This is a genomic window from Alkalibacillus haloalkaliphilus (genome assembly GCF_007991275.1).
Classification (GTDB): Bacteria; Bacillota; Bacilli; order Bacillales; family Alkalibacillaceae; genus Alkalibacillus; species Alkalibacillus haloalkaliphilus.
Map to the genome: position 1 here is coordinate 90,791 of NZ_BJYA01000010.1, position 12,647 is coordinate 103,437.

General features: G+C 36.1%; 11 protein-coding genes. All 11 read right to left on the reverse strand.

Features of this window, described 5'->3' with window-relative positions; genetic code table 11:
* Window positions 1-118 precede the first annotated feature (118 nt).
* Entirely contained in the window at window positions 119-1,894 is a 1,776-nt protein-coding gene (locus tag AHA02nite_RS07690; protein WP_146816001.1) for a methyl-accepting chemotaxis protein, read from the reverse strand.
* A 206-nt stretch (window positions 1,895-2,100) separates the two neighbouring features.
* Window positions 2,101-3,153 (reverse strand): SpoVR family protein, encoded by a 1,053-nt coding sequence (locus AHA02nite_RS07695; RefSeq protein ID WP_146816003.1) that lies wholly within the window; start codon window positions 3,151-3,153, stop codon window positions 2,101-2,103.
* A 224-nt stretch (window positions 3,154-3,377) separates the two neighbouring features.
* Window positions 3,378-3,998 carry a YhcN/YlaJ family sporulation lipoprotein gene (locus tag AHA02nite_RS07700; protein WP_170236018.1) on the reverse strand — a complete coding sequence of 207 codons (621 nt, stop codon included), beginning with the start codon at window positions 3,996-3,998 and terminating at the stop codon, window positions 3,378-3,380.
* 100 nt (window positions 3,999-4,098) lie between these two features.
* Window positions 4,099-4,791, reverse strand: coding sequence for an ABC transporter ATP-binding protein (locus tag AHA02nite_RS07705; protein WP_146816007.1), 693 nt, complete (start codon window positions 4,789-4,791; stop codon window positions 4,099-4,101).
* 19 nt (window positions 4,792-4,810) lie between these two features.
* The gene (locus AHA02nite_RS07710; RefSeq protein WP_146816008.1) at window positions 4,811-5,812 is read right to left on the reverse strand and encodes an ABC transporter permease; all 1,002 of its coding nucleotides are present in this window, start codon (window positions 5,810-5,812) and stop codon (window positions 4,811-4,813) included.
* Entirely contained in the window at window positions 5,809-6,984 is a 1,176-nt protein-coding gene (locus AHA02nite_RS07715; RefSeq protein WP_146816010.1) for an ABC transporter permease, read from the reverse strand. Before AHA02nite_RS07715 ends, AHA02nite_RS07710 begins: the two co-directional genes overlap by 4 nt.
* A 20-nt stretch (window positions 6,985-7,004) precedes the next feature.
* Complete coding sequence (locus AHA02nite_RS07720) at window positions 7,005-8,483, reverse strand: hypothetical protein (RefSeq protein ID WP_146816012.1); 1,479 nt, start codon at window positions 8,481-8,483, stop codon at window positions 7,005-7,007.
* A gap of 135 nt (window positions 8,484-8,618) precedes the next feature.
* On the reverse strand, window positions 8,619-9,875 hold the full coding sequence (locus tag AHA02nite_RS07725) for an anti-sigma-I factor RsgI family protein (RefSeq protein WP_146816014.1): 1,257 nt from the start codon (window positions 9,873-9,875) through the stop codon (window positions 8,619-8,621).
* Complete coding sequence (sigI, locus tag AHA02nite_RS07730) at window positions 9,872-10,615, reverse strand: RNA polymerase sigma-I factor (protein WP_146816016.1); 744 nt, start codon at window positions 10,613-10,615, stop codon at window positions 9,872-9,874. Before sigI ends, AHA02nite_RS07725 begins: the two co-directional genes overlap by 4 nt.
* A 59-nt stretch (window positions 10,616-10,674) precedes the next feature.
* Window positions 10,675-11,490 carry a S1C family serine protease gene (locus AHA02nite_RS07735; protein ID WP_146816018.1) on the reverse strand — a complete coding sequence of 272 codons (816 nt, stop codon included), beginning with the start codon at window positions 11,488-11,490 and terminating at the stop codon, window positions 10,675-10,677.
* 133 nt (window positions 11,491-11,623) lie between these two features.
* Window positions 11,624-12,640, reverse strand: a complete 1,017-nt coding sequence (locus tag AHA02nite_RS07740; RefSeq protein WP_146816020.1) for a TIGR00341 family protein — start codon at window positions 12,638-12,640, stop codon at window positions 11,624-11,626.
* Between the last annotated feature and the right edge of the window lie 7 nt (window positions 12,641-12,647).

Here is a 12,647-nt window from a genome sequence, read left to right on the forward strand (position 1 = left end):
CCCAATTATTAAATCTTGTTTATATTAAATGTAAGAAAAGAGACTGCATATTTATACAGCCTCTTTTCATTATATCTTGCAAAAACTTATAATGCTATATTGATGTTTACTTGTTTAATTATAGTTTAAACTTCTGAACTTGACCATCTAAGTCGTCTGCTAGTTTAGATAAATCGTTAGCTGCTCTTGTGATCTCATCCATTGAGCTATGAGCTTGCTCTACTGATGCAGCGGTTTCTTCAACACCAGCTGCTGACTCTTCAGATATTGAAGCAATTTCTTCTACTGATTTATTCATTTCTTGACTATCGTTCATAACTTCTTTCAAGCTAGATGTAATCTCTTGAATTTTACCAACAACTTCGTTAATTGAATCATTAATTTTAATGAATCTTTGTTGTGTATTTTTAATTTGTTCAGAACCTTCTTCTACTTCTGTATATCCTGACTCTAATGATTTCGTCACTTCTTTCGATTCAGTTTGAATTGAATCTACAATAGTTGTAATATCACCAACTGAGTGACTTACTTGTTCTGCTAATTTGCGCACTTCATCCGCTACAACTGCAAACCCTTTACCGTGCTCACCAGCTCTTGCTGCTTCAATTGCAGCGTTTAACGCAAGTAGATTTGTTTGTTCAGCAATATCTTCAATTACTTGTACAAGTTTTGAAATTTCATTAGATTGCTTGTCTAACCCTTTAACTTTTTCAACTGAATCTTCAACTATAGAGTGGATTTGTTGCATTTGTGATACTGACTGCGTCATTAGCTCACGGCCTTCGTCAGCCATTGACAAGACTTCTTCTGAGGCATGTGACACATTGTCTCCATTTTCATAAGACGTTTGCACCTTTTTCACTAATTGATCCATCATTTCAGAAATGGATGAAGCACTTTGAGCTTGAGTTTCAGAACCTGATGATAACTCTTGCATAGTTGATGCAATTTGTTCACTACCTTCACTCACTTCTTGAGCCGAACGGTTTACTAACTCACTTTGGTTCGTCAGTGAACCAGAAGCGTCTGAAACTTTACCAATAATATTTTGAAGGTTTGCTTTCATTGTGTTCATTGAGTTAGCAAGACTGCCAATTTCATCATGGCCTTTGTAATTCACATCATTTACTGATAAGTCACCTTCTGCAATTTGGTCTGCAACTTTAACGACAGAGTTAATATTCTTTTTAACGTTACGGCTTATAATCGTTAGTAAAATAATCGCTATAATGACAGAGGCAATTAAGCCAGCGACTAAGTATGCTTGAATTTGAAACATCGCATTTCTCGTCTCAACAGCAGAAGCATTAAAGTCTTGCACAACCATACCTCTAAGTTCCTGAAGCATGTCCACTGTATCTCCTCGAAGGCTTGTGACTACAGCCCTTGAACCTAATGCATCTTGTTCATCACGGTTACCGATCGCGACAACAATTTCATCATTAACTATTTCAGTAATGCGTTCATTGTTAGTCATAATTTCATCCATCATGGCGTTTTGTTCACTACTTAAACCAGGGCGCACCTGTTCTTCTAAAGCAATAAACTCTTCATTTAGATCTCTATAACCATTGACATAATTATTAGTTTTCAAAAGCACATAATCACTAATCATTATATCTTTTTCATTAAAGACAGAAGCCATTTCCCCTACGGTAATCGCTTCTTCACTTAACTCTACTTGCTCATTAATCGTCTGGTCAGACAAGTACGCTTGTAGAAAAACAAGCCCTGAAGCTGCAGAAAATAATAATAATGTGATAGCAAAAACGAGACCATACTTTTTTCCAATTGACATGTTAAGTAAGGTACCTTTACGTTTTGACTTTTTTTGACTCTTTTTCTCTTTTTTATCCTTTGGTAACTTCACTTTCTTCTGCCCATTCTTTCCCATGCTAATCCCCCTAAAATCCAACAAGAGTTTCCTTATTTACATGAATTTTCACAATAAAATATTAATTTTAGATTAGCATAGGCTTCGACAAAAAACAACGTTATATTATCAATATTTACATAAAAATTAAGTCTTGATTCACAGTATAAATGACTTATAATTAACCAAAACCTTACTGTAACTCGTTTCCTAATCAACCTTTTGACTTATATCTTTACAGGATTTGGCTTTATATATAATTTAGTTTTAAAGTAATTCCGCATGACACCTTTCAACTTAGATATTTGCTTACTACTATTTGGGCTTGGTTGAAACCTAATCGTTAAGCTTTCGGTTGAATCGGATAAAGCATCATCGACCTGCACTCTGACCTTTCCGTTGTATAAAGCTGAATGAATAAGTTGCTGTTTTACTTTAATATAGTCTGATTCGATTTGCTTCCCTTTAACAAAGGCGATTTTTTGTTCATTATGTATAGCTTCACTATAATAGCGATTAATAAAATGTGCGTCACGATAAGTTTTTACAACATTCCCACTTTTGTTAGGATCAACCTCCTCCCACATCGCTTTACCTAATTTATATAAATTCAACCCATAACGTGGCCGCTCATAAAGTTGTAACTCGGTTAAACCAATTTCTAAATTCATTAATCCTGCCTTTTTAATTAATGGTATTTGATGATACGTAGCCCAGCCTTCGTTCATGATTTTCGTTTGACTTACTGCTTCAAAGTATTTCGCTTCATTAGCCACCATATTAGCAAGCTCTCTTTTGTGTCTGCATAAATTCAGTCTGTTGATTAAGCTGTCTAAATTTAATGTTGTCACATGAATTAAATCAAAAAGCTCATTCATTTTAGATAAAAATGAAACAACTTCTGCATAACCATATATTCTTATTGCCTCATCAAATATACGGCGATGGTGGAAAAGTTTCTTCCTCATATTTTCTGCCTGGTCCTTTAAGTACTTGTTATAGTGTGAAAAGTGAGAGTGCCCAAATGAGTGAGCTAAAATCAGTAAATTAAGTATTTGATCGTTGCTTTCATTTATGTATGCGGTCTTATCTATTTGATCGAACATCTCTGCTACGTAGTGCTCACGACTTGTTTTCTTAGGCTGGTACAGTCGTTTTTGATAACCTTTTGCCTGTAATAAGTCAAGTTCTTCACGATCAATTGTAATTATTTTAAATGGTTCAGGCTCCAAGCCAACAAGTGAGCAACTTTCCTTCAATTTTTCATAAGAGCTATTCAATGAAACCTCCACCTTTTTTGACGATTGTTTATGTGGTGAATTTATCAGCGCTCAGAATGATTTATCAGCGCTTGCAAAATTTTATCAGCGTTCAGATGAACTTTATCGGCGCTCGTCAACTTTTATCAGCGTTCAGACAAATTTATCGGCGCTCGATCGAATTAATCAGCGCTCAAGTATGCAAAAAGATGGAGCTACTTATTAGCTCCATCTTCTAAAAATTATTAACGTTCTAAATTAGGGAAAACACGATCTAACATCGCATTGAACTCTTCGAAGAATCCTTCAATTGGATCCCCTTCATTGACACGTTGCGTATAATCATTGACCATGTTGAAGAAATCAGGGTTAGCGGAGACGTATACATTATTTAAATCTTGCTTAGTCGAATTAACAACGTCTGCAACCTCTTCTTTTACTTCATCACTTAAATCGTCAGTACCATTATCATTATTATGAAGTACAACTGCCACATATGCATTGTTATCTCCAGTCATTACATATGCTTGACTCACTTCATCAACTTGGTCTGTTACATCATCTGCTGCTTCTTCTGCAACGTCAAAACGCATCATACCATCTTGACCTCTATTACGATCAGTTGTACCTGTTCCAGTCCCCATTTGGTTGCCTTGTTGACCACCTTGTTGACCCATACGGTCGCCTTGGCGATCCATTTGTCCTTGACGATCAGTTACATTCATTTGACCATCTTGTTGACCTGTTCTGTCACCTGATTGTTGGTTACCTGTTTGATTGTCACCCATTAAGTTAGTATCTCCAGGTTGACAAGCAGCCATTGCTAAAAATAATACAAGCATGAACGGAACTACCCAAAAGCGCATATTCCAGCCTCCTTTCCTCATTAATCTAGTCTTAGTATGGAAAGGGACGTAAAATAATATGCTTCTTCGTGTCGAAGTTATATTACCATTTATTACTATATTAATTTTGTACTGCAAACATCTTGTTTAATGGGCTATCAACCAACTTATATTCCTCAGCTTTTTGTGGTAAGTTTTCAATTGAGAATTGATCAACCATTCGTCCATCTTCTAATACCCACAACGTTTTAGCTAAATGATGGATGACGTGCCAATCATGTGTAATTAAAACAATTGTCACCCCATCTTCATTAAGTAGACGTAACCATTGCAACATATCATGTTTCGCTGCTAAGTCTACACCGACAAATGCTTCGTCTAAAAAGATGATATCAGGTTCATGAATTAATCCGACTGCTAAATTTAATTTTCTAGCCATCCCTCCACTTAACTCTTCAACTTTTTTCTTTTTTATCTCATTTAAACTTAGCGCATTCGACATCGCTTCGATAAATTCACGGTCTTTTTGTTTCGTCATTTTTTTGTAGAAGGATAAGTGGTCTTTTACTGTCATATTAGGAAAGAGCGCTAGTTGTTGTGGGATATATCCAACAGGCTTAGACGTGAGTTTGTCTTGTTTATAAACACCTTGATCCGGCTCAATTAAACCAGCCAACATTTTTAATAATGTTGATTTCCCTGCACCATTTGGGCCGAATAAACAAATTGAATCTCCTTGCTTTACTTCAGCTGATATACCATTCAATATCATTTTGTTCTTATTTTTATATATGATGTTATTTAATTGAAGCATAAACTTACACCTCTTTCCATCAACTTAGCCACACTGGAATTAAGAAATAACCCCACCATGCTTCATCAACGATCTGCCAATCGACTAACATAAACATTACAATAGAGACGATCCAATACATAATAGTTAACGCTAAAAACGTCTTACGGTTCTTTAACAGCAAATTAAAGATTAATAACAATAACACAGAAATAATACAAAGGAAAAATAAACTCATAAGAGCATTTGTTTCCAATTGAATGTTCATTTGTGAACTTATTAGACCGACTCCACTTAATAAAACACTAATCAGCACAAGCATTAACGTCAACCAGCTTCGATATAACTTCACCTTTCCAAACGTATAGACCGACAATCGGTTCAGTAATTGTGTTTCACGATATTGGTCAATAAACGATGTAAAATAAATTATAAGTAGCCATATGTATGCCCAAATAAATAAAAGTATAGGACCATGTTTCACTTCATGACGCTCATCAACTTGACTGCCATGCCCATAAGATTGAAAGTTCATTTGGAATAATGGATCCGGTTCAAAATAACGAAGTCCAAAATCAAACACTTCCTGCCTACTAACTTGCTCAAGTTCATCTGTTACATAACGTGCTGCTTCATGACGAACAACTGTTTCCATTAACGTCGCCGCAATATATTCCTTAAACAGACCGTCAACAATACTGTGATCATATCGATACCACGTGAACAACTCATCTATGTTGCCGTTTTGAACTTTCTTCTCAAAGTTATTTTCAACAACAAAAATCGCCTCTACATCACCCCTTGCCAAGCTTTGTAAGTCTAATTCATTATTTACTTGAACTGAGAAAGGCTCTGGTTCATCTACTCTTTCCATCAACTCATTGAACTCACTCTGTTCATAAGGGTCTACAACTTGTACCGATACACGAAAATCGTCGGCTGTTTGCTGAAACAATGAGATGCTAATTAACAATATGATTGGCATTAGAATGAGGAGTAACAGTGTCGTTTTTTTCGTTAATATCGATTTCCATAAGATCATGTTAAAGCCTCACCCCTTCTTGTCCCAAGCCATAACAGTATAAACAGTAAAAAGACTACTGCTCCCATTACAAGCCATTCAATGATCGGAATTTCGCCTACATTAATTATGGTATAAAACGATTGGTTCATAATATAAGCTACACTGCTCTGTGCCCATTCTGGTAAAAAGGCGTTTGTCAAAATAAGACCACTAATAAATAATAAGCCTATACTAAGGAAACTAAAAATCATTAATGTGAAGGCTGGCACTTTAATTACACGATCTAACAGTAAGTATAAAAGACAAAAAATAGCTGCAATCGTCCCCCACTGCACAAGCAATAAAAACATGTTTATTTCCGTTACTAAGTTTGGAATAATTAAAGCAAATATAATCATGTACAAAATACTCATGCTAAATAGAACAATGAATTCAGATACGGACCGTTTCCATTCGGTTAATCGAATTATAGTAAACCTTTCTTCAATCCCGTGCCAAGCCTTAGGTTTGAAAAGAAAGTTAAAGAAGAGAAGCGTTAAAACATATAAAAGCGATACTACTCCCACATAGGCTTGTTGCTCCCAAGATAAAGTGTTCATTTCAGCTAAATTATGCTCAACAAATAAACTGTTTCTACCTAATGTTAATAGAGTGAAATGTACAGTCATTTGTTGTACTAGATCACGACGTTCATCATCAGACATCTGTGAACCTAAATAATGATTAACCGTATTAACACCACTTTGGGCAGCTGTAATATAATCTTGTCCACTCTTTAACAGTAAGTAACCAAGTTGTGAAGCAAATGGCTGACGCTCATTTAAATAAACATCTATAGGTTCGTTTACACCGCTTCTTAACTGTGAAGTAAAGCCTTCAGGAACACGGATGATCGCTGCGACATTTTGCTGACCGACATAATCATCTACAACTCCATCTTTGCGAAGAAATTCAACATGTTCAGCTAAAGTTTCATCATTTTCTAATTGTTGTATTAACGTATTTGTTTCAAACGTTTGATCTTCATCTATAACGATTAACGAAACGTCTTCTAACTCTGATTGAACAGACTGATAGATCACCATCCCAACAATTAAAACTATAGCAATCGGCAAACTAATGACAAAAAGGAGGAGAACGGGTGATTTTAATATTCGTTTTAACTCAAACAAACTGTAAGTAAAGATCAAGTTCCCCTCCCCTTTCTATACTAAAATGGCCACATTTCTCTAATGAGTTCATCAACTTCGTCAGTCGCGATTGACTTAGCTTGTTGATACAGCCTTTCGAGTTCATATAGAGTGTCCCATTCAATCCATTGTGTTTCCTCTTCTTCTATAATTGGTACATCAACATTGTCTACAAAGTTTATATCTCTTTCTATTGATAATTCGATTTCGTTAAATGGAATGTCCCGTTGCCCTAACAACTCTTCATCAATAATTAAATTAATGTATGTGTTATGCACACCTCTTTGGTCACTATGTTGATACTCATTCGTCAACTTACCTTGTAACGGATTTTGGGTCGTGTCATCAGCTAAATATAATTCAAAATTTGTTTGTTTTAATCCGTCTTCGTGAATTGTATGCCAATTTAACCTTGCTGCATCATACTCTCCGTTAAATTCGTATTGTACGAAGGCGTTTTGCTCAATGTTTAGCTGATTGCCTTCCTCAACACCGCTTGATGTGTGACGAACTTCAAAGTCTTGTTGACGATCCTGACTTTGAACTTTTAGAACAAGTTCAGTTTCGAAGCTGTGATTCTGTAAGAAGGTATTAAAGCTTAAATGAACGTCATATAAGTCTTCCTCATACTGAATGACAGCAAATAACTCTCGATTTTCAACGAACTGATCGCTAAACGTTGCTTCGTATAGTACATCATCTTTTACTTGAACCTTTTCAATTGTATTTAACAAGTCTTGGTTAACTTCATCATTTGCTTCAACGTTCTCAACGACTTCTGATAAAAACGAATTTGCTTCTTGTTCAGGCAATTCAACTGTAAGTTTTCGTTGATCCCCTGATAAGTCTTCAACATCAAAATTTAAATTACTAATGAGTTGAGCAAACATGAGACCATATCGATCAGAACTTTGAGTTATTGAATGACGTTCAAACCAATTACTTTGTGCGTCATACCATTTAGGAACTTCTAAAAAATAGTCCTCAGCATTAGGGAGTTCAAGACGGTTTTTCACTCCATAAACACGAGGAAGCCAATCAGCTTTTAACTGTGTGTAACTGTCATTTTGATAAAGTATACCATCCATCAAGTGAATCCCCATTGCTTCCAACTGAAAATTATAACCAACTTCACTTGTATTTGGGGACAAAAAGCGTGTCCCACTTATTTCTGATGATAATAACAGACTTCTGATCGTATCTAGTTGGCGGCCTCCACTACTTGAGTTGACATTACCTTTTATAACAAAACCTGCTTCTGAAGGTGTATTTGATAATGAGTTCATTAGCTTATGCTCTTCTTGCGTATATTGATCAGTGTATTGTGTTAGCTGTTCAACGGTATTTTGTTCAATTTCTGCGTATTGCATAGCAGGATGATTTGTATAAAAATAATAGACCGCTATTACAGCAAGTATAATAAGTATACATACCCCTAATAGCACTTTTTGAAAACGTGTTTTTAAAAAACGTTCCCTTAACTTTTGGTTACGTGTCATAGTATTCTCCTGACGATTAATATTGTTAATATTATACTATTAAAGTTAGCGACAGTTAAGCATCAAATTCTCGCCATGACACTAAAAACCACTGAATTCTAGTGAATCCAGTGGTTTTTATTACTCATATACTCATTAATCATCATTCTTTTTTTGTTGACCTGGTGGGACAAAGTTATCATCTTGCCCTGGTGGTGTGAAACCATTATTGCCTTTCCCTTGGCCAGGGTGGTCATCCCCGTCACGTTGACCGGGAGGACCATCTTCTCCAAATACAGGGTGTTCGTCATCTTTATTGGACTCATCTTCATCTTGTGACTGTCCATTATTATTACCGTTTCCGTTTCCGTTTCCATTTCCCTGGTTTTCATTTCTTTGTTGCTTTCCATTATTTCCATTATTACTTTTTTCTTCTTTTTTCTCATCTGCTTGTTCTTCTCGCTCATCGTTATTTGAATCTTCTTCATTTGAACGATCTTCTTGCTCATCATCTTGTTCGCGATCAGCTTCTTCTAATAGTTTCTCTAAGCGATCTTCATCGATTTTTTTCTTTAACCCTGGTGGTAACTCATCACGATTTGTTCGATCTAAAAATCGTGCCAAAACTTCTTCAATCCGTTCATTATGTTCAGACTTATTTTCTTGCTCACCAGTTTCGTCATCTGTACTAACTTGTTCAGAGACTACTGCTTCACCTTGGTCTTCTTGTTCTTCACGTGAATCTCCGTATAGTACTTCAGTTGCATACATAACATTCATTGAGGTATTTTCCTTAATCGCTTCATCTCTTAAGTCTTTTGAAACTTCAAACGACGCTATATTTATGTCTTGATCAAATTCATCTAATAATTGATTGGATAATGAATTTAATAATTGCCTCTCATCAACTTGATCTACATAACTAACGCCTAGTAAGACTTGTCGGTCATTATCTAAGTATCCTAAATCTCGACTTAACGAAATGACACTTGATGAAACTGTTTCTAGCGATTCCCCTTTATAATCACCTATTTCACTCAGCATACTACTACCGTCATCATTTAAAGGTTCAGCATCAATAATGTCGTATGAATCATCAACCGTAAACTCAATACTCGGATTAATATCTAAATTAATATAAGCATAGGCATGAGTTTCATTTTGGTTGAACCAAGTAAAGAATGGGAAAATCAAAGCGAGACATAATACTACCATTGCTAGTGCTTTCCACTGACTTCGCGACTGAAGTAAGTTTAAAGCTGAAGCCACAACTGACTTTTCTTCTATCGGCGTAAAACTAACCTCTTCACCAATTTGGACTCCTTGGTCAATTTTAGCCTTATAAAAAGACCCATCCGGCGTCAGCATAATATAATGTCTTCGCTTCGCTTCAACGACAACTCCCTTCTTCATTCATTCACCCCCTGTACATACTCTTTTAAATAAGTAAAGTCTTCTACAAGTAAAACAAAGACAGCGAGAATATATTTACGATTACGTTCGATTGTCTTTTTGCTGACATTAACATGGGGTTCAATCTTTTTAATAGGTAATCGTTTTTTAGTTAAGACATATTCCCTAAACTCTTTATTCTCATAGACGAATCGAGCAACTTCTTTAGCCGATTCTTTAGCATCTTGGTGTTTAGGAGAGACAGAGACTAATTCTGAGAAAGATAACTTATATTCTTCCAATTTACGATTATACTCTTCGATCTCCATTTGACGATACCAAGCTACTTGCTCTTCTTCAAATGCATCTTTAGAAACTTGAGAAAGCCTCCAATCAGCTGCATTCGTTTGCTCTTCTTCATCATCTGATTGATCAAGCGAGACTGTTGTTACATCAACTGATTCTTTTCTAATGTAATCAATAACCTTTCGTGTAATAACGAGACGTGCGAACGTTAAAAAGGAACTACCCTTCTCTTCAGAGTAAGAATCAATCGCTTCGTTAAAAGCCATAAAACCTACACTAAATTCATCGTCACGTTCAGGGTCTATATAACGTTTACAAACCTTCGATACTGATGTTGCTATGAAAGGTTGATAGCTCGACAACAGATGATGACGGGCATCTTCATCCCCATGCTGAACAGCACGGACCTGTTCTTCGAGGGGAACGTCCTTTCTGTTTTTCAGACGTTGTAACACCCCTCATCACCCCCAACTATTAATATTTTTCGTAATCAAATTGTAATATTTGACCGTCGTTATTCATTTAAATGTTCATAAAATAAATCAATCGGCACTGCTAAGCCTACGCGCCCATGTTCATCTTCTGTTCTTGTAGCATAAATGATCGCTATAACTTCTCCTGATTGGTTAATAACTGGGCTACCACTATTACCACTGTAAATTGGTGCGTCTAAAACAAGCACATCTCCTTCGATATTTCCTACCGCAGATTCACCAATAATTGTTCCTTCATTAGCAATGCCACTAAACCCTAGCGGACTACCGATAAAATAGAAAGGCTCATTCGGTTGATAACTCGCAGTTTCTGCCAATTCAAGTTCTGGGAATCCTTCTCCGTCAACTTTTAATAAAGCTAAGTCTATTTCCGGTACCGCTTCTTCAATCGTTGCGCCGTAAGGTCCATCTCCATCAAAATAAATCCATAACCGTTCACGTTCACTAATAACATGCTCATTAGTAATGACATAACCATCTTCTGAAATGACAAAACCAGTCCCTCTCCCGATTCCTGTATCAACTGTTACAACCGATTCTCGATAAGATTGGACTTCCTCATCCATCATGAGCTGTGCTGACGTTCTTAAAAAATCGATCGCTGGAATAGGATACATTGCTGGTAATGTCGCAGCTATATTAAAAAATAGAAAAATAGCAATTAGCCAAAACACCCATTTTGGAAACGGACGCTTCGGCTCCATTCTCTCTTCTTTTCTTTTTTGATTGATTCGTTCTTTTTCTTCATTTAGTAATTCTTCAATCTCTTCTTCTTCAAGGTCTTCATATAAATCAACTTCATCTTCTGTTTCAGGTCGCTTATATTCATCAGTCATTTATATTCCCCTCAATTAAGGTCCCACGTCGTTTGTTACATCATATAGTATACACGATTTCGACGCAATACCTTAACATATGCATTATACCAAAGGATGAGCTAGCCTTTAATAACAATTAGATTACAAATGATTACATACTCAAAATTAGCACCACGACTAAGGTGATAAACAATAAAGCTACTATACCAGTAGAAAGAATTCGAGAGACATTAATTGTAACTTCTTCTTTCCATTTAACTGGTCGTATACCACTAACAAAAAAGATTATAATGCCACTTAAGAAAATACACGTTACATTGGTCATAATAAGTAAGAAAGACCAATACGTATCTACCCATAACATTTGTCCAATTGATATCCCAAATGTGACTGTTGGAGGAAGTAAGGCGACTGCGACCATAACACCAACCATGCCACTAGATACACGGTTAAGCAATGCAAGAGCTCCTGCTGCACCAGAGGCTAATGCAATAAATATATCCGCAATCGACACAGTTGTTCTAGACGTATATTGTGTCGTTTGAGTTCCTTCTTCAAAAAAGTAACCGAAAGAACTTGCAATACCCACAATTATAGCAAAACCGATCATTAATGTTGAAAATGCTTGCCACAATTTTTTTAAGTCACCTAGTACCGCCGCAAAAGAGACTGAAATTGCAGGACCAATTAATGGAGCAATTGCCATTGCCCCAATCACAACCGCTTCACTATCATTAATAAAACCGCCGGCTGCAACTATAGCAGAAAATATTATTAGTAAAGTGTAATTCATTGTAAGGTGGCTTTTTTTATCAATCGTATGCGTTAACTCTTGGCGACTTGCCCTCAGCAACCTACCTTTCTCTTCATTACTCACATTTTTCTTATTACTCTTCTCTTCAGTTTCCTTTTCTTTAATCGTTTCACGAGAAAAGTAAGTATGAACTGGGAAAAGAATAGTTTCGAACCCTTCTGACATACTTGAAACGGCTTCTAAATAGTCAAGCACCTCTTCTACTTCTTCCTCAGCTACAATCATTCGCATTAATACACGGTCGTTAATCTCATATTCCTTCCAGACACTTTCTTGAGAGAACTTGTCTAAAGCAGGTTTTACATCTTCATACTTATGCTTCGGGATATAAACTTCTATTAATTGCATACTCATCCTGTCG

What these genes read in the sequence shown, in the direction of transcription:
- AHA02nite_RS07720 (WP_146816012.1), bottom strand. Translation starts at nt 8,483, where the DNA reads ATGACACGTAACCAAAAGTTAAGGGAACGTTTTTTAAAAACACGTTTT.
- AHA02nite_RS07710 (WP_146816008.1), bottom strand. Translation starts at nt 5,812, where the DNA reads ATGATCTTATGGAAATCGATATTAACGAAAAAAACGACACTGTTACTC.
- AHA02nite_RS07735 (WP_146816018.1), bottom strand. Translation starts at nt 11,490, where the DNA reads ATGACTGATGAATATAAGCGACCTGAAACAGAAGATGAAGTTGATTTA.
- AHA02nite_RS07690 (WP_146816001.1), bottom strand. Translation starts at nt 1,894, where the DNA reads ATGGGAAAGAATGGGCAGAAGAAAGTGAAGTTACCAAAGGATAAAAAA.
- AHA02nite_RS07700 (WP_170236018.1), bottom strand. Translation starts at nt 3,998, where the DNA reads ATGCGCTTTTGGGTAGTTCCGTTCATGCTTGTATTATTTTTAGCAATG.
- AHA02nite_RS07740 (WP_146816020.1), bottom strand. Translation starts at nt 12,640, where the DNA reads ATGAGTATGCAATTAATAGAAGTTTATATCCCGAAGCATAAGTATGAA.
- AHA02nite_RS07725 (WP_146816014.1), bottom strand. Translation starts at nt 9,875, where the DNA reads ATGAAGAAGGGAGTTGTCGTTGAAGCGAAGCGAAGACATTATATTATG.
- AHA02nite_RS07705 (WP_146816007.1), bottom strand. Translation starts at nt 4,791, where the DNA reads ATGCTTCAATTAAATAACATCATATATAAAAATAAGAACAAAATGATA.